This is a genomic window from Streptosporangium sp. NPDC023615, assembly GCF_040640155.1.
GTDB lineage: Bacteria > Actinomycetota > Actinomycetes > Streptosporangiales > Streptosporangiaceae > Streptosporangium.
In genome coordinates this window covers 96,279-113,115 of record NZ_JBFABE010000011.1, presented here as the reverse complement: position 1 = coordinate 113,115, position 16,837 = coordinate 96,279, and the positions used below count along the sequence as shown (strand labels likewise).

The window sequence follows — 16,837 nt, the reverse complement described above, 5'->3', positions numbered from 1 at the left end:
GATCCCGGGCCTCCGGCCGGGGCCGGCTTTACCCGTCCATGGCGTCCACGGCGTCCCGGGACTCCCCGGCCTCCCCGGCCTCCCCGGCCTCCCAGCGCAGCAGGTCCCCCGGCTGGCATTCGAGCACCTCGCAGAGCGCGGCGAGCGTCGTGAAGCGCACCGCCTTGGCCCGGCCGTTCTTGAGCACCGCCAGGTTGGCGGGCGTGATCCCGACCCGGTCGGCGAGCTCGCCCACCGACATCTTCCGCCTGGCCAGCATCACGTCGATGTCGACGGCGATCGGCATCAGATCACCTCTTCGAGCTCGGCCCGCAGGTGCGCCGCCTCGACGTCGCGCGCGACGGCCTGGGCGAGCAGCATCCGCAGCACGAGCACGACGAGCGCGACCCCCAGGACCGCCACGGAGGCCCCGCAGATCAGCAGGACGACACCCGGCGCGACCGGCTCGCCCGGCGCCAGGAGCACCGCGAGCGCGAACACCAGCAGGGCGCCGACCACGATCGCGCCGATCACGATGTGCACGTACCGGAAGGCGGCGTGGGAGAACACGGTCCCGCGCCGCACCATCGTCACCAGCCGCCACACGCAGACCAGGACGACCTGGGCCGTCATCACGCCCAGGAAGATGATCACCAGCAGCGGTGTGCGCAGGTAGGCGAACTCCTCGTTGAACCCCTCCATGTCGCGGGCCAGCAGCGGCACCATCACCACCTGCACGAACACCGAGCCCGCGATCAGCGCCACGAGCACGACGCGCAACGCCAGCACCGTCAGTTTTCCCATCGTCTTCCCTTCGATCGAGCAACGATCAAAATATATCGATAATCGATAGATAGAACAAGGAGCCGGGAGCGGGACGACCGGGTCCGCACCTTCGGGGTCCCGCAGGGCCCCCGCGACCGACATAGGTCCGGTGGAAAAGGTGGCGCCCGGTCACATTGCCCGGTGGAATGCGCCTGCCAGGATTTCCTGCATGAAACTCACCGCGCGTGGCCTCCGGCACAACCTGCTGGTCCGCGGACCGATCGACGGCCCGCCCGTGTTGCTCGTCCACGGCAACTGCTCGTCGGGAGCGTTCTGGGAGCCGCTGGTACGGCTGCTGCCCGGCCACTGGCGCATCGTCGCCCCCGACCTGCGCGGCTACGGCGAGACCGAGACCGCCCCCGTCGACGCCACCCGGGGCCTGCGCGACTTCTCCGACGACCTGATCGCGCTCCTGGACACCGGGGAGCTCTTCCCCGCGGGCACGCGACCGGTGGTGGTCGGGCACTCGATGGGGTGCGGCGTGGCGATGCACCTGCTGGTCGACGCCCCCGAGCGGGTCGCCGCCCTGGTGCTGGAGGCGCCGCTGTCGCCGTACGGCCTCGGCGTGGGCGGGGCGGGCGCGGCCAACCCCGACTTCGTGGAACGCCTGTCCAGCGGCGACCGCACCACCGACGCCCCGGCCAGCCCGCGGACGATCCTGCGGACCTGCTACGTGGCCGACCCGGCGAGCCTGGGCGCGGACGAGGAGATGCTGCTGGACACCGTGCTGTCCACGGCGACCGGCGAGGGCAACTACCCTGGTGACGCGGTCGCCGTCGAGGAGTGGCCCGGCGCCGCCCCGGGCAGGCGCGGCGTGCTCAACGCCATGGCCCCGCGCTGGTTCGACGTCGCCGACGACCTGGTCGCGGTCCCCGTCAAGCCCCCCGTGACCTGGGTGCGCGGCGACAGCGACGTGATCGTCTCGGACGCGTCCCTGTTCGACCTGGCCAACCTCGGGAAGCTCGGCGCGGTGCCCGGCTGGCCGGGCGAGGAGCTGTACCCGCCGCAGCCCATGATCGCCCAGACCAGGGAGGTGCTGGAGCGGTACGCCGAGGCCGGAGGCTCCTACGAGGAGATCGTCTACACCGGGGTGGGGCACAGCCCCCACATCGAGCGCGCCACCGACTTCGCCGACGTGCTGCGCCGTACCGTGGAGACCGCGGAGAACGGCGCCCCGAGCGGCACGGCGGGACGGTGACCCGTGCCGGACCACGGACAGGGACCGCACCTCCGGCGTGAACCGGGTCACCGGCGCGAGAGCGTCCCCGTCCGCGGCGGTGAGCTGCGGGTCGGCGTGTGGGGGGACCGCGGCCCCCTGATCGTGGCCGCCCACGGCATCACCTCCTCGCACATGGCGTGGACGCTCCTCGGCCCGGACCTGGGGCGCGACCACCGGTTCGTCGCGGTCGACCTGCGCGGCCGGGGGGGCAGCAGGGACCTGCCCCCGCCGTACGGCATGGCGGCGCACGCCGACGACCTCGCCGCGGTGATCGACCACTACGGGGGCAGGCCCGCCGTGCTGGCCGGGCACTCGATGGGCGGGTTCGTCGTGGCCGAGACCGCCCGGCGCCACCGGCACCTGGTCGACCGGCTCGTCCTGGTGGACGGCGGCGCGCCCCTGCCCCTGCCGCCCGGCGCGGACGGCGTTCCGGAGGCGATCGAACGCACCACGGGGCCGGTGCTGGCGCGGCTGAGGCGGACCTTCACGAGCCGCGCCGAGTACCGGGACCTGTGGCGCGCGCACCCGGCGTTCGCCGACTGGACCGAGGCGTGCGAGGCCTACGCCGACTACGACCTGGTCCAGGTGCGGGACGACTCCCCGCCCGGCCATGACCCCGCGGGCACGGGAGGGCGGTTCGCGGCGGCGTGCCTGCTCGACGCCGCGCTCGCCGACGCCCCCGAGGTGTACGCGCCGCCCGGCGCACGTCCCCGGCCCCTTCCGGTGCCCGCGGTGTTCCTGCGCGCGGCGCGAGGCATGCTGGACCAGCCGGACGCGCCGCTGTACTCCCCCGGCAGGGCCACCGAGTGGCTGCCCGGCGTCGTGGAGACCACGGTGGAGGACGTCAACCACTACACGATCACGCTCGGCCCCGCCGGGGCGGCGGCGGTCGCCGACGCCGTGCGACGCCCCCGCACGCCCCCGCCCTGACCGCGCGCGTCCCCGCCCTGGCCGCCCCGATTCAAGTGACCGTCAAGTCCGCCCTCCTAGGCTCCCCGCATGATCACACCCACCTACGACAGGACGACGCGGCTGTGCGCGGTCGACGACCTCGACGTGCGGCTGCAGGTGCTCCTCGACGGCTACGCCGGGCAGCACCTCCTCGGGGACCTGCGCGAGTCGGCGCGGATGTGCTGCGAGACGCACAGCGTCCCGATCCCGCGCCCGGGGCGTGGCCTCTTCCGCAGGCCGGGACCCGCGCCGATGGCGGTGGAGAACCGGGCCGCCGCCGTGGTCACCGACACGTTCGTGGTGATCGTGCTGGTCCGGGTGGACGGCGAGTCAGTACGCCTGGGCGGGCGCCTGGCCGACGCCGTCATCGAGGTTCCCGACCCCCGGGTGTTCGGCGGCGAGGCCGGCGTGTTCGTCCACGCCCGGTGGCTGGGGCACGGCGAGGCGAGCTCCTACCTGCTGCCGCTGGACTCCGGTCCGGACGGGCAGGCGTTCCTCGCCCGCCTGCGCGACCTCACCACGGCCGCCCGCACCCGGTCGTGAGCCGCCGGACCGCGTCCGGCCCCCGCACCTCGCCGCCCGGGCCGGGACGGCCGTGATGGAGGGCCTGGACGAGATCCCGTGGGGGGAGTTGCGGCACAACGACGGGGCCGCCTGCGACGTGCCCGCCCTGCTGCGCGCCGTCGCCGGGGGGCACGAGGCGGCCGACGCCCTCGAGGAACTGGCCGGGCTGCTGTTCCACACGGGCGAGCGGATCTGCACGGCCGCGGCGGCGGCCACGCCGTTCCTCGTCGAGCTGGCCGAGGACCCGGATGTCACGGTACGGGCGCGGATCGTCTCGATCCTGGCGGAGAACGCCTCCGAGGCCGAGCTCATCCACGACCGGTGTCCCGTCGATCCGGCCTGGTTCTCGGCGTGGGCGGCGGCCGTGCTCGAGCTCGTCCGGTTGCTCGACGACGACGACGCCGGGGTACGGCGGGCGACCGCGTACGCCCTGGCCCACGCGGGCCCGCACACCGACGCGGTGCTTCCCGCGCTTCTCGCCCGTTTCTCCGTCGAACCGGATCCGGTGACGCGCCGGGACCTGGTGCTCACGGTGGCCCGGCTGACCGCGTACGAACCGTCCGACCGGCTCGCCGCGCTGCGGGACGACCCGGACCCCCGGATACGGCTGGCCGCGACGTTCGGCGGCGGCCGGACGGTCTCCGACCCCGGCACCGTCATCGACGCCACCGCCCTCGAGGACGTCTCGTCCGTCGACGACCCCTCCGAGATCGTCCGCGCCTTCGCCGTCCACCTGATCGTGGCCGGTGGATCGGCGTCCGCGCACCGCGACCGGCTGGCCGGCCTCCTCGGCGACCGGACACCGCTGTCCCAGGGGATGGCCCAGCTGACCGGTGACCTGGCGGTGTGGGGCCTGTCCTGGGCCGGCGACCGGCGCGCCCAGGCCGGCCTGCTCGACCGGCTCACCGACCGGTGGTCGTCATGGCCGCCGGACGCCAGGCGCTACGACGCGTCCTCGTACGGGATCGACCTTCCGGGGCTCGACGAGCTGCTCGCCCGGCTGGACGGATGGTCCGACGCGCTGCTCCCCGCCGTCCGCGCCACCCTGTCGCGGACCTGGCTCAGCCAGGTGCAGATCCCCCTGATGCGGGCGCCGGCCCGATGGGGTCCCGCCGCGGCGCCCGCCGTACCGGAGTTGATCCGCATGCTGCGGATCGGCGCCCGCCGCTGGGCCGCGACCGCGCTCGGCGCCATCGGCCCGGACGCCGCCCCTGCCGTGGATCACCTGCGCGACCTCCTGCGGCACGACGGGGCGGCCTCCGGCGAGCGCCCGCTGTGGAACGACGAACGTGTCGAGATCGCCTGGGCGCTCTGGCGTGTCACCGGGGACGGGCGTGACGCGGTCCGGGTGCTGACCCGGGTCGTCGAGCCGCTCGCCGAGGGCAGGGCCCTGCCGGTCATGCGGACCGCGACCCGCTACCTCGCCGGGATCGGCCCGCCCGCCGCCGCCGCGATCCCCGCCCTGCGGGCGGCACTGGCCCTCGACCGGCGGCTCGCCCACCACGGCGGCTGGCGGGCGTTCGACGAGGACCGGCGCCAACGCGACCTCGCGCGAGACGCGCTCCGGCGCATCTCCCCGTGATCGGCCCGCCGGCGGAGCGGGCACGCGCGACCGGCCGCGAGCCCGTCTCGTGGCACGGGTGAACGCGACGTGGCGGCGGATCGAGCGGCCGGCCGGCCGCCCGGGCGCCGGTCGGCCCGCGGACCCTGTACGGCCCGGTCACCCCGGGCCGGATCGCCAGGGCCGAGGCGGCGATGGGCATGGCCTTCTCCGCCGGGCGCGGGTGATCGGTCTGTGCCGCCCCGGCACCGAGGGGATCGGTCGCGGCGCCGGGGCGGTCGAACGCCCCGGTCAGCCGAGCCTGAGCGGCAAGGACCTCAGGGACCGGAATTCCAGGTTCGGGTTCCATGTGGGCGTGCCCGCCGGCTCGATCCCCGGAAAGCGCGTGAGCAGTGCCGTGAAGAACCACGTGAGCTCAAGATTGGCGATCTGCCTTCCCAGGCAGGAATGCAGTCCCGTACCGAAAGAAAGGTGCTTCCCGCTGTTCTTCCGGTCGAGGTCGAATTCGTTCGGCCGCTCGAAGACGCGGGGGTCGCGATTCGCGGAACCAAGGAAAAGGGCGACGTTCTGCCCTTTTTCGATCTTCTTACCGTTCAGCTCGACGTCCGTCGTGGCGACGCGCCACGTGAACTGGTTGGAGGCGTTGTACCGGACCACCTCGTTGGCCGCGTTCCCGGCACACGCCTCGTCCTCCAGGAAGCGCCTGATCTGGCCTGGATTCGTCGCGAAAGAAAGGATGCCGCTACTGAGGGAACCCGGGGTGGTGGGGGCGAACAGCGCCATGATCAGCAGAACGAGCTGGTGCAGGGTCTGTTCCGGCGTGGAGTCGCCGTTCTCCGCCTGGGCGGCCGCCAGACGCGCGATGACCGTTTCCGGAACGACTTTCCCCCGCTTTCCCTGGAGAAGTTCCAGGGAATAGACGTGCAGATTCTCGAGCCGATCGAGAAGGAGATCGAGTTCCACCGGCTGATCCTGCGGGCCCGACCAGTAGGTCATGAGCACGTCCACCACCGGCATGACGAACTCCAGGTCCTCCTCCGGAACCCCGAAGGCATGGACGGCGGCCTGCACGGGGAGCCTGGACGCCAGCTCGGCGACGGCGTCGATCTCGCCGGAATCGGGCATCGACGCGACCAGTTCGTACGCGACGCGCTTGATCACCCGGCTGTAGTGGTCGTGCGCGGCACGGGTGAAGGCCTGCTGGGTGGACCTCCTCAGGGCGGTGTGGAGCGGGGGGTCGGCGTACATCATGATGTTCTTGGTGAACCGGTGGTAGATGCTGTCCGGCGGCAGGTGACGGCCCGGGAACTTGGACCCCAGCACCTCCTCCATACGCTCGGCCTTGAAGCGGGCGTCCTTCAGCACGTCGGCGCAGTCGTCGTACCGCATCACGGCCCAGGCGTTCAGGCCCTCACACCGGTGAACCGGTTCGCGTTCCGCGAGGGTGGAATAGAGCGGATACGGGTCGGGGACGACGAGCGGATTCGAGAGCGACATCGATTCGGTCATGGGGGACCCTTCCGGCGCTGGTTCGGGAGAAACACTCGGCTGGCGACGAGGTGCGGGCGTGACCTGAGGTCCGATCACGGGCGTGTGAGATCTTCCGTGCCGTCCCCCCGGCCTGGAATACGGAGGCCGGCCGACTCCCGGATTCCAGGCCGGGAACCCGCTCCGGGGCGGCGGGGGACGTCATGGCGGCGACGGCGCTTCTCGTTCCGACGGGCGGATTCCCGGTACACGAGTGCGCGACGAGGTCTGGTGCGACGGCAGGATGGGGGAGATTTCCTTCACAGGAACGGGAAGCGGGGCCCTGCGCGGCGGCACGGAAAAGAAGAATCGGATCGGACGGATTCCCGAATCAGGTGGCACCCGATTCGATCGACCTTTAAAACGGTTCTCGATCGATCTAAAACATTTCGGCGGCGACTAAATCACTGTCAATTATTTTCACACATGACCAACAGAGTCAAGACCATGAAATAGGCCGCACACTCCGCATGTCCGCTATTACGATATGTGAGCATCTCCGCTCGCGGCCCCGGCATGCCGGAGGTGCGCCCGGCCGTTAGTCATTCGCGTTCGCGGACAGAACGGGGCGGGCAGGCATCTTCACGACAATGCCCCGGGGAACGTGAGGCCGGGCGAGATCGCGCGTGAACCTGCGAGAATACGGCCCCCGGGGCCACAGGTACGCGAGCCGGAATATTAGATCTCGATCCAGTAGCGTCGTACGGGACCGTGCTCGGTGTCCCGCACGCCTTCGAGGACGCCGCCGTTGTGCTCGATCGTCCTGGCCGAGGCGAGGTTGCCGGCCTCGCAGACGATCGGTATCCGGTCCAGGCCGAGCGCCCGCGCCTCGTCGAGCACCCGGCCGAGCGCCCAGGTGGCCGGCCCGCGCCGGCGTGAAGACGGCCGGACGCCGCAGCCGATGTGGCCGAACCGCCGCACGTGGTCGTCAAGCCCGTACCGCAGCGCGATCCCGCCGTGCACCCGGTCACCCTCGACGATCCATCGATACACGCAGCCCATCCGGCCGGTCTCCACCGGCTCCGCCGGATCCGACTCCTCGGCCGGTCGTGCCACCCAGACCGCGAATCCGTCCGGAGAGCCGACCTCGCCGGGTGCCCCCAGCCCGAATCCGTCCTCGTGGAGGCCGGGACCCCACTCGTGATACGCCTCCAGCCACGCGGAGCGCACCCCTCACGGGATCACGAACCCCTGTGCGGTCGCGCTCCGGCAACGACTAGCACGCGGACAGGCCCGCCTGGAAGCCGTCGTTGTAGCCGTGCACGTATGCGGCGTCCTGCAGATCGGGGGCGAGGGAAAAGCTCTGCCCCTGCTGTTGCGCGCTCCTCCGGCACTGGGCGTACCCGTCCGCGTACCCGTCGCTCCAGCCTCTCGAGCACAGCTCCCTGAGCTCGCCGTTGAACGCGCGGGTGCACACGGGTGGCGCGACCTTCGAAGTCGCCGCCACCTGACCGTCACCGGCCCGTACGGACGCGGGGACGGCCGAGGCCTGTGAGATGCCGACCGTCCCGAACATGAGGGCGGCGATCAGCGGACCGGCGATGATCAGACGTTCTCTCTGCATTCTCATTTCCTTCCTGATGAAGCCGTCTCGGCAACCGCAACCCCATCCGAGGAAATGACGTCCAGGGGCGGCTCAGGAGAGCCGATCCCCGTTAAGGCGAACCTTGGGAGTTCCTGCTTCCTCGCCCTATCGCAGGAGGGCGTCTTGCTGCGGCCTTTTCTATTACCGTCGCCGTCCGCCGGCGATGCCCTCCGGCATCGCATGCCGGCCGGGACGACGCGCTACCCTCCACCATGGGGTTCGGCTTTTCGGCGCGTCCAGGTACTTGACCTTGATCTGATCATGGTTTTCACCGTTGCCCGCAGGTTTTTCAAGGCCTTCACCGAACGCGAAGGCGCACCCTCGTTTGCACCGGGCTTCGGGGGAACAGCGAGGCGCACCGTCGTGGGGACCACGGGATCGCGTCCCGCTCCGCACGATCGGGTGATCGAGGTCGGCGTCGCGCAGCTCGACCCCGCCGAAGCGTTCGCCCGCGTGCTCCGCGAGACGCGGATCGCGGCTCCGTACGAGCCCTCGCCTTCGCCTCAGCGTGGGCGGCTGAGGGCGGCCTCGGCCAGATCCGTCCATGTCCCGGCCGAGGAGTGGGGCACGACCACCCAGTCCTTCATCACCCTGCCCCGCCCCGAGGGGTCGAAGAGGTACGCCCCGGCCAGCTGGAGCGCCTCCGCGTGTTCGGGGGTGTCCCTGACCAGCCGGAACACCATCGCGCCATCGCGCTGCAGGCTCGCGAACACCTTCCCCGCCTGGTCCTTCAGCGCGGGGCTCCCCATCATCCCGGAGATCCGCACCCCCAGGTCGGCCAGCTCGGCGCCGACCTGCCTGAAATCGTCTTCCGCGCTCATCGTCAGTCGGTCCCAAACTCCATGGCTGCGTGGCCGAACGGCTTGTCGCCGCCGGGCCCTTCCCGCGTGACGCGACCGCCTCGGCCTCGCCTTCCGGCAGCGAAGCGATCAGGCTAGTCGTCCCGCCGGCAACGATCAAGGCCGGATGCGGGACACCGACCGTACCGGGATGCGGGACGCGACCGGCGAAGACCCTCCCCGGGAACAGCGATGACCCTCGTCCATGGCCGATCGGTATGGTGAGACGACGATCGAGCGGTGTCCCGCCACCCGGGTCACGGCCGCGGCGCGGGAAAGGCCACGACGGCCAGAAGGGCGGTTCGATGTCCGGCGCGCAGTTGTACGACACCATCGGAGCCACCTACACCGTGACCCGGCGCACCGAACCGCGCATCGCCGCGCGGATCTGGGCGGCGCTCGGCGACGCGCGGACCGTGCTGAACGTCGGGGCGGGCACCGGGTCCTACGAGCCCTCCGGCCGGCACGTCCTCGCGGTGGAACCGTCGGCCCTCATGCGTTCCCAGCGCCCTCCCGGAGCGGCGCCGTGCCTGGTCGGATCCGCCGAGAGCCTGCCGTTCGACGACCTGTCCTTCGACGCCGCGATGGCCGTCTCCTCCGTTCACCACTGGCGGGACCCGGTCGCCGGCCTGCGCGAGATGCGGCGGGTCGCCCGCCGCGTGGTGGTGTTCACGCACGACACCGACGACGCCGCTTGGCTTCACCGGTTCTGGCTCACCCGTGACTACCTGCCCGAGGTCGCGGACCTCGTCGCAGGCCGGCCCTCGATGACCGAGCTGGCCGGTGCGATCGGAGCCCGGACGGAACCCGTCCCCGTCCCGTGGGACTGCGCCGACGGCTTCTTCGAGGCCCACTGGCGCCGGCCCGAGTCGTACCTGGACGAGAACGTCCGTCGCGGGGTGTCGGTCTGGGCCAGGGTCGGTCCGGACGCCGAGCGACGCGCGGTGCGCGGCCTCCGGGACGACCTCGCGTCCGGCCGGTGGGCCGAACGCAACCGGGACCTCGCCGGCCTCGGCGCGGCCGAGCTCGGCCTTCGCCTGCTGATCGCCTGAGCCCCCGCCACCCGGCCGGCACTCGGCCGACGCGGTCCGGTGACCGGCGTGGACGCGCCGGTCACCGGACGCGCGGGGCCGACGGCACCGGCCAGAGCCGGTCGAGGCCGGGACAGGCCTTCGTGAACCGGAGGTCTCAGCGAACGGGCAGCCCGGTGACCGCGCGGCCGATGATCAGGCGCTGGATCTCGCTCGTGCCCTCGAAGATGGTGTAGATCTTGGCGTCGCGGTGGAAGCGCTCGACCGGGTGCTCACGGGTGTAACCGGCGCCGCCGAGGATCTGGATGGCGCGGTCGGTGACCCAGACCGCGGTCTCGCCCGCGACCAGCTTGGACATGGACCCCTCGGCCTGGCCGAACGCGCGGTCGTTGCGGGCCATCCAGGCGGCGCGCCAGGTCATCAGGCGGGCGATGTCCACCCGGGTGGCCATGTCGGCCAGCAGGAAGGCGATGGCCTGGTTCTCGCCGATCCTGCGGCCGAACTGCTCGCGCTCGCGGGCGTAGTCGCGCGAGTACTCGTAGGCGGCGCGGGCGATGCCCACGGCCATGGCCGCCACCGAGGGGCGGGTGGTCTCGAAGGTCCGCAGCGCGCCCTGTTCCCCGGCCCGCTCGCCGGAACGGACGCGGGCGAGCCTGGCCTCCAGCTTCTCCTCGCCGCCGAGCAGGCACGAGGCCGGTACGCGGACGTCGTCCAGGACCACCTCGGCGGTGTGCGAGGCGCGGATGCCGTGCTTCTTGAACTTCTGTCCCATCGACAGGCCGGGGGTGCCGGGCGGCACGACGAAGGAGGCCTGGCCGCGGGTGCCCAGGGCCGGGTCGACGGAGGCGACGATGACGTGGACGTCGGCGATGCCGCCGTTGGTGGCCCAGGTCTTCACACCGTTCAGGACCCAGTCGCCGCCCGAGCGGACGGCCCGGGTGCGGATGGCGCCGATGTCGGAGCCGGCGTCGGGCTCGGAGGCGCAGAACGCCCCCAGCTTGACGTCGCCGGGGGTGCCGAACATCTGCGGGAGCCACTCCCCCAGTTGCTCGGGGGTGCCGTTCGCCGACAGGGCGGCCGCGGCCAGGCCGGTCCCGGTGATGGACAGGCCGATGCCGGCGTCCCCCCAGAAGAGCTCCTCGAAGGCGACGGCCAGGCCGAGCCCGCTCGGCTCGAACCACTGCTGCGCGAAGAAGTCGAGGGAGTAGAGCCCGATCCGCGCGGCCTCCTCGATGACGGGCCAGGGGGTCTCCTCGCGCTCGTCCCACTCGGCGCCCGCCGGGCGGACGACCGAACGGGCGAAGTCGTGCACCCAGTCGCGCACCTCGCGCACGTCGTCACTCAGCTCCGGGCAGAAGCCGCTCTCGCTCATCGTCCGTTCCTCCTTGGCGTGCGTTACCGCCGGTAACACCTTCACTTTACCGACGGCCGCGGCGCCTCGCGCAACCGGAGCGGACGGCGGTGTCCGGTGAGCGGCGAGGGCACGGGGAGGGCACGGGGGAGGCGAGGAGGACGGTTCGCCGTGAGGTCAGCGGGACGGCCGGTAGGCGGGAACCGTGATCATCGGCGGGCGTTCGGCGACGGCCACGTCCCGGACGCTCACCTGGTGGCCGTCCGCGCCCCGGCGGAACTGGGCCAGGCCGGTCGAGAGCCGGTGCAGGGAGATCATCATGTTCTGGCGTTCCAGGCGCGACCAGGAGGTCTGCAGGATCTGGGCGGCCATCTGGCCGAGCGCCTCGGTCGACTGGTGGGAGTGGACCCGGCGGCCCAGGTCGACCTGGGCCAGGCCGTCCAGCCCGGCCAGGTCCAGCAGGTCGATCAGCAGGCCCAGCTCCACCCCGTACCCGGTGACGAACGGCACCGCCTCCAGCACCGACCTGCGCCCGGCGTACTCCCCCGCCAGCGGCTGTACGAACCCGGCCAGCAGCGGCCAGTGCAGGTTGATCAGAGGGCGGGCGACCAGCTCGGTGACCCGGCCGCCCCCGCTCTGCACGTTCTGCAGGGGCCGGTCGTAACAGCCCTTGACGTAGACGACCGAGGGGTCGGTGAGCAGCGGGCCGAGCAGGCCCGTCACGAAGGACGTGCGGAACTCGAGCAGGTCGGCGTCGATGAAGACCAGCAGGTCCCCGGAGGTGGCGGCCAGGGACTTCCAGAGGGCCTCGCCCTTGCCGTCCAGCGGTTTGAGGTCGGGCAGGATCTCGTCCTGGGCGATCACCGTGGCCCCGGCCCGCGCGGCCCGCCGGGCGGTGTCGTCGACTGATCGGGAGTCGATGACCACCAGCTCGTCGACGAGCGGCACGGCGTCCATGAGGTCGCGCCGGATCGCGGTGACGATCCCCCCGACCGTCTCCTCCTCGTCGCGGGCGGGCAGCACGACGCTGACCGTCGTCCCCCCCTTGGCCTCCAGCAGCTCCGCGAGCGGCCGGTCACCCGAGGACGAGGTGCGCGCGTGTAGCCATGCCTCGACCTCAGGCAGCACGGCCCGTCCTTTCCATCACCTCGGCTCCTTAGGGGTATCACCCTATGTGGCCTGATTCGGCACGGGCACCGGGCTCCCACCTCCCCCGTACAGGTGGGAGGATCTGTCGAGTCCGGAACGAGGGGGGACGGCATGAACCCGGTGGTCGTGATGCGGGCGGCGCGTACCGTCCGCGACGAGCTCGACAGTCTGATGGGCGGTGCCGCCGACGGGCTCCGCGGGCGGCTGGATCCGCTGCTGGCCGAGGCGGGGACCCGGCCTCCCGAGCGGCTGGCCGACGCGGTCATCCTGATGATCGCCGAGTACGGCCCGGCCTGGGACCGGTTCACCGCGCTGCTGAGCCTCGACCGGGGTCTCACCGCCGAGCAGGTGATCCCCCTGCTCTCCCGTCCGGCCGGGACCGGCCCCGGCGACGGACCCGGCGCGGAGCCCGCCCCTTCGGGACCGGACGGGACGGGGCTCGCCCCTTCGGGACGGGGCGTCACGGGGCTCACCCCTTCGGGGTTCGCGGGCGCGGGAGCGGGCGGAACGGAGCCTCCCGGCGCCGCCCCGCGCGGCCCGGACGCGCTGGACGCGCCCTCGACCGCCTCCTACACCCCCGACTGGCTGCTCCCCGGCACGGACGGCACGGACGGCACCGGTGGCACCGACGGCACCGATCGCATCGGCGACACCGGTGGCGCGGGCGGCGCAGGGGCCGGTGGCGTCACGGGGCCCGGAGCGGGCGGGAGCGGCGGGTACGGGCTCCCGGAGCCGGGCGGACTTCCCGCGGGGTGGGGCCGCCCCGGGCACACCGGTGAGGACCTCATGCCGTCGACCGGCGCGATGAGCTTCGACTGGGCGCGTCCCGGGCAGACGGCGGACTCCCCGCCCCCGCCGGGAGCCTCCCCCGCGTCACCCCCGGCGTTCCCGGCGTTCCCGGCGCACACGGACCCCTCGGGACCTCCGGGACCCCCGGGACCCCCGGCCCACGCGGCGCCCCCGCCGCCCCCGCCGCCCACGCCGCCCACGCCGCCCCCGTCGCCCACGCCGGCCGGGCTCTTCGGCTCGCACGAACCGTCCGGCCCGCAGGGACCTCCCGGACAGCAAGGTCTTCCCGAACGACAGGGGCCTCCCGGACAGCAGGGACCGTCCGGCCCTCCCCCGGCATCGGCCGGGGGCCGGGGGTCCTCGGTGCTGGACCGGCTGACCGGGGCGTTCCGCAAGCGGCGCAGGGAGACGCCCGCCGGGCCGCAGGGGACACCGGGGCCGCCGTGGGAGGCGGTCCCGCTGATCGAGGCGCCCGCCGAGGCGGTCGCGGGCTGGGGCGTCGAGGTCTCCATCGGCGTGGCCCCCGCGCAGGGCTCGGCCGGCACCGCGACGCCGGCCGAGCCCGTCGAGCTGGAGGTGCAGATCGTCGCCGAGGGGTTCGACGCTCCCGGCGGGTGGCGGGTGCGGCTGCGCGCCGACGCGGCGTCGCCGTACCCGCGGGCGACGGTCAACCTGGTCGCACCGGCCCAGGAGGAGCCGGAGATCACCCGGCAGATCCAGGCGATCTGCTCGGTGGGCGGCCAGGTCGCCGGGTTCGGCCTGGGGTCGATCACGATCCACGACTCGCCCGGCAGGCTCGGCCGGCAGGAGACCCCCGGGCCGGTCACGGGCACCCGGGTCCGCCCGGCCCTGACGGGAGAGGCGCCGGACGTCACGGCGGTCGTCGTGCACGGCGACGAGCCGGGACGGCTCTGGTGGACCTACCTGTCGCCGCACTTCGTCACCCCCGACCGGGCGGAGCCCTGCGACCTCGGCGTGCGGGCCTCGGAGTTCGGCCGACGGCTGACCGGCCAGGGGCGCCTGTCGGAGGACCTGGGGCGGGAGATCGGCTCGCGCGTGCCGTGGGGGTTCTGGGAGCTGCTGAACGCGGTGGCCGCCCGGGTGGCGCCGCGGCGCCCCAGCGTGCTGTTCCTCTCCCAGGAGTCGCACGTGCCCTGGGAGCTGGCCGCGCTGGAACACCCCTACGACCCGTCGATCCCGAGCCATCTGAGCTGCCAGGCGGTGACCGGCCGCTGGCCGCTCGGTGGCCGGCGCCCCGAGCTTCCCCCTCCCGCCGCCGCCCGGGCCGACCGCGTCGTGGTGGTGTGCGACGAGGGCCGGACGCACCCGCTGGTGACGGAGTACGGGGCCACGCGGGTCTCACCCGCGCTGGGTGACGTCCTGGACGTGTTCGAGCAGGGGGCCGACGTCGTCCACTTCGCCGCCGGCGGTCCCGCGTCCGAGGTGCTGGGACGCGACCTGGCCGGTGCGCCGTTCGTCTTCCTGGAGGAGCCGGGGGACGCGCAGGCCTTCCTGCTCGCGGGCGCCTGCGCGGTGGTCGCCCCGCTCTGGCCGGCCGGCGGTGACGACCTGGCGCGCGAGTTCTACGGGCGCTGTCTCGCCGGTGAGGCCGCCGCCGAGGTGTTGCGTTCGATGCGCGGGCGCTCGCCCGGCGACGCCGGCCCCTACCGGCTCCACGGCCACCCGGGTTTGAGGCTGCACCGTACGGTCCCGCCGTCGGTGTGAGGGGCGCGGGCGGCGGGCGTGCTCAGCCGGCGGCGTGACGCTCCAGGAATGTGTAGACGTCGGCCTCGTCCACGCCGGGGAAGGAGCCCGGCGGCAGCGCGGCCAGGACGTGGGAGTTGCCGCGCGCCGAGGGCCAGGCGTACCCCTCCCAGCGCTGGGTCAGCTCGGCGGGGGGACGGCGGCAGCAGTCGCCGGTGGGGCAGTCCGACCTGGTCCGGGCGGTGGTCTCGCGTCCCCGGAACCAGCGTGACTCCCGGTAGGGGACGCCGAGGGTGATGGCGAAGTCGCGCTCGCGCGAGGGGTCCACGTGGGCGACGCAGAAGTAGGTCCCGGTGGGCGAGTCCGAGTACTGGTAGTGCACGGAGAACCGGTCGGGCAGGGCGAAGACCTGGCGTCCCGACCACCGCAGGCACATGCGCTGGCCCTCGATCGCGCCCTGCTCGTCGGCGGGGAAGACGATGCCGTCGTTCTCGTACGCCTTGTAGATGATCCCGCCCGCGTCGTTGCGGACGAAGTGGCAGGTCAGGTCGAGGAAGTGGGTGGCCAGGTTGGTGAAGCGGTGCGCGGCCATCTCGTAGGAGACGGCGAAGACGTCGCGCAGGTCCTCCACGCTCAGCGCCCGGTCCTTCTTGGCCTCGCGCAGGTACGGCACGGCCGCGGCCTCGGGCACCAGGACGGCGGCGGCGAAGTAGTTGGCCTCGGTCCGCTGGCGCAGGAAGTCGGCGAAGTCGCGCGGCTTGTGGTGGCCCAGGGACAGGTGGCCGAGGGTCTGCAGCAGGATCGTGCGCGGGGTGTGCATGCCGACCTGCTCGTGCTTGACGTAGATGCGCCGGTTGCGCAGGTCGGAGATGGAACGCACCGTACGCGGCAGGTCCTGGACCGTCTGCACGGTGTAGCCGAAGTGGGCGACCAGCGCCTGGACGGTGCTCTGCGAGAGCGCCCCGGAGCGGTAGCCGACCGCGGCGAGCGCCTCGGCCGCGGCCTGCTCGATCTCGGCGAAGTAGTTGCCCTGCTCGCGCTGCTTGCGGCGGAGCTCGGCGTTGGCGGCGCGCGCCTCCTCGGGGGTGGCGGTCCCCCTGGCCTGGCGTGAGCGCAGTTCCTCGTACAGGCCGAGGATGTGTTCGAGCACGTCGTTGGGGACGCGCGCGGAGACCTTCAGCCGGGCCAGGCCGAGCCCGGCGTAGAGCGGGTCGCGCTGTGCCTCCTCCAGGGCCATCTCCAGCTGGGCCCGCCGGTTGGGGGCCTGCCTGCGCAGCAGCTCCTCGACCGGCACGTTGAGCGCGGCGGCCAGCGACTTCAGCAGCGAGAGCTTGGGCTCGCGCTTGCCGTTCTCCAGCAGGGAGAGCTGGCTGGGCGCGCGGTTCACCCGTCCGCCCAGGTCGGCGAGGGTGAGGCCACGCTGCTTGCGCAGGTGCCTGAGCCGCTGCCCGAAGGCGATGAGATCGAGCTCCTGCGTCAAGGACAGCGGTTCTTCACCGACCAAGGATGCCATGACACGATGGTAAACGAAATTTTCGAGAAAATTTCACTATGTGGGGTTCACCGCCCCCGACAGGGCCCGGCAGTGGTCTAGTCCATTGATTGGTCTAGTCCATAGAGAAAACTCCCACTTTATTCTCTGTCGAATACCCGCCGGTATTGACCGCTAAAGAAAAATAGTATTTTTTTCGGACATATCCGACTGTTCAGGTGTGCGCAGGACGCACACACTCGGAGCAAGGCACCCAGGGGACGAAAAGGAG

At 72.5% G+C, this 16,837-nt stretch carries 16 protein-coding genes; 7 read left to right on the top strand and 9 right to left on the bottom strand.

What is annotated here, in order from left to right; all coding sequences use genetic code 11:
- Positions 1 to 28: 28 nt before the first annotated feature.
- Positions 29 to 286 (bottom strand): helix-turn-helix transcriptional regulator, encoded by a 258-nt coding sequence (locus tag AB0G16_RS11720; protein ID WP_362802558.1) that lies wholly within the window; start codon positions 284 to 286, stop codon positions 29 to 31.
- Positions 286 to 783, bottom strand: coding sequence for a DUF2975 domain-containing protein (locus tag AB0G16_RS11715; RefSeq protein WP_362802555.1), 498 nt, complete (start codon positions 781 to 783; stop codon positions 286 to 288). The genes AB0G16_RS11720 and AB0G16_RS11715 overlap by 1 nt, the downstream gene beginning before the upstream one ends.
- A gap of 190 nt (positions 784 to 973) precedes the next feature.
- Here AB0G16_RS11715 and AB0G16_RS11710 point away from each other — a divergent pair, with 190 nt between their 5' ends.
- From AB0G16_RS11710 to AB0G16_RS11695, 4 genes are all read left to right on the top strand, one after another.
- On the top strand, positions 974 to 2,002 hold the full coding sequence (locus tag AB0G16_RS11710; RefSeq protein WP_362802552.1) for an alpha/beta hydrolase: 1,029 nt from the start codon (positions 974 to 976) through the stop codon (positions 2,000 to 2,002).
- Between the two features lie 3 nt (positions 2,003 to 2,005).
- Positions 2,006 to 2,953, top strand: coding sequence for an alpha/beta hydrolase (locus tag AB0G16_RS11705; RefSeq protein ID WP_362802549.1), 948 nt, complete (start codon positions 2,006 to 2,008; stop codon positions 2,951 to 2,953).
- 69 nt (positions 2,954 to 3,022) lie between these two features.
- Positions 3,023 to 3,517: a hypothetical protein gene (locus AB0G16_RS11700; RefSeq protein WP_362802546.1), complete on the top strand. Its 495-nt coding sequence runs from the start codon at positions 3,023 to 3,025 to the stop codon at positions 3,515 to 3,517.
- A gap of 55 nt (positions 3,518 to 3,572) precedes the next feature.
- On the top strand, positions 3,573 to 5,120 hold the full coding sequence (locus AB0G16_RS11695) for a HEAT repeat domain-containing protein (RefSeq protein ID WP_362802544.1): 1,548 nt from the start codon (positions 3,573 to 3,575) through the stop codon (positions 5,118 to 5,120).
- A gap of 270 nt (positions 5,121 to 5,390) precedes the next feature.
- Here the strand turns inward: AB0G16_RS11695 and txtE are convergent, their stop codons facing one another.
- Entirely contained in the window at positions 5,391 to 6,608 is a 1,218-nt protein-coding gene (gene txtE, locus AB0G16_RS11690; protein ID WP_362802542.1) for a 4-nitrotryptophan synthase, read from the bottom strand.
- Positions 6,609 to 6,840: 232 nt separating this feature from the next.
- On the opposite strand from txtE, the gene AB0G16_RS11685 reads away from it, so the two are divergent.
- On the top strand, positions 6,841 to 7,029 hold the full coding sequence (locus AB0G16_RS11685) for a hypothetical protein (protein ID WP_362802539.1): 189 nt from the start codon (positions 6,841 to 6,843) through the stop codon (positions 7,027 to 7,029).
- 275 nt (positions 7,030 to 7,304) lie between these two features.
- Here the strand turns inward: AB0G16_RS11685 and AB0G16_RS11680 are convergent, their stop codons facing one another.
- The 3 genes from AB0G16_RS11680 to AB0G16_RS11670 all read right to left on the bottom strand — a co-directional run bounded on the left by AB0G16_RS11680 (position 7,305) and on the right by AB0G16_RS11670 (position 9,032).
- The gene (locus AB0G16_RS11680) at positions 7,305 to 7,796 is read right to left on the bottom strand and encodes a GNAT family N-acetyltransferase (protein WP_362802536.1); all 492 of its coding nucleotides are present in this window, start codon (positions 7,794 to 7,796) and stop codon (positions 7,305 to 7,307) included.
- A 46-nt stretch (positions 7,797 to 7,842) separates the two neighbouring features.
- Positions 7,843 to 8,190 carry a hypothetical protein gene (locus AB0G16_RS11675; RefSeq protein WP_362802533.1) on the bottom strand — a complete coding sequence of 116 codons (348 nt, stop codon included), beginning with the start codon at positions 8,188 to 8,190 and terminating at the stop codon, positions 7,843 to 7,845.
- Positions 8,191 to 8,714: 524 nt separating this feature from the next.
- Positions 8,715 to 9,032, bottom strand: coding sequence for a hypothetical protein (locus AB0G16_RS11670; protein WP_362802531.1), 318 nt, complete (start codon positions 9,030 to 9,032; stop codon positions 8,715 to 8,717).
- Between the two features lie 323 nt (positions 9,033 to 9,355).
- On the opposite strand from AB0G16_RS11670, the gene AB0G16_RS11665 reads away from it, so the two are divergent.
- Positions 9,356 to 10,102, top strand: a complete 747-nt coding sequence (locus AB0G16_RS11665; RefSeq protein WP_362802528.1) for a class I SAM-dependent methyltransferase — start codon at positions 9,356 to 9,358, stop codon at positions 10,100 to 10,102.
- A 136-nt stretch (positions 10,103 to 10,238) separates the two neighbouring features.
- Here AB0G16_RS11665 and AB0G16_RS11660 read toward each other — a convergent pair whose 3' ends face one another.
- Positions 10,239 to 11,453 carry an acyl-CoA dehydrogenase family protein gene (locus AB0G16_RS11660; RefSeq protein ID WP_362802525.1) on the bottom strand — a complete coding sequence of 405 codons (1,215 nt, stop codon included), beginning with the start codon at positions 11,451 to 11,453 and terminating at the stop codon, positions 10,239 to 10,241.
- A 156-nt stretch (positions 11,454 to 11,609) separates the two neighbouring features.
- On the bottom strand, positions 11,610 to 12,560 hold the full coding sequence (locus AB0G16_RS11655) for a glucosyl-3-phosphoglycerate synthase (protein ID WP_362802521.1): 951 nt from the start codon (positions 12,558 to 12,560) through the stop codon (positions 11,610 to 11,612).
- A 132-nt stretch (positions 12,561 to 12,692) separates the two neighbouring features.
- Between AB0G16_RS11655 and AB0G16_RS11650 the strand changes: the two genes are divergently transcribed.
- Complete coding sequence (locus AB0G16_RS11650; protein ID WP_362802518.1) at positions 12,693 to 15,095, top strand: hypothetical protein; 2,403 nt, start codon at positions 12,693 to 12,695, stop codon at positions 15,093 to 15,095.
- Between the two features lie 22 nt (positions 15,096 to 15,117).
- Here the strand turns inward: AB0G16_RS11650 and AB0G16_RS11645 are convergent, their stop codons facing one another.
- The gene (locus AB0G16_RS11645; RefSeq protein WP_362802515.1) at positions 15,118 to 16,587 is read right to left on the bottom strand and encodes a helix-turn-helix domain-containing protein; all 1,470 of its coding nucleotides are present in this window, start codon (positions 16,585 to 16,587) and stop codon (positions 15,118 to 15,120) included.
- Positions 16,588 to 16,837 lie beyond the last annotated feature (250 nt).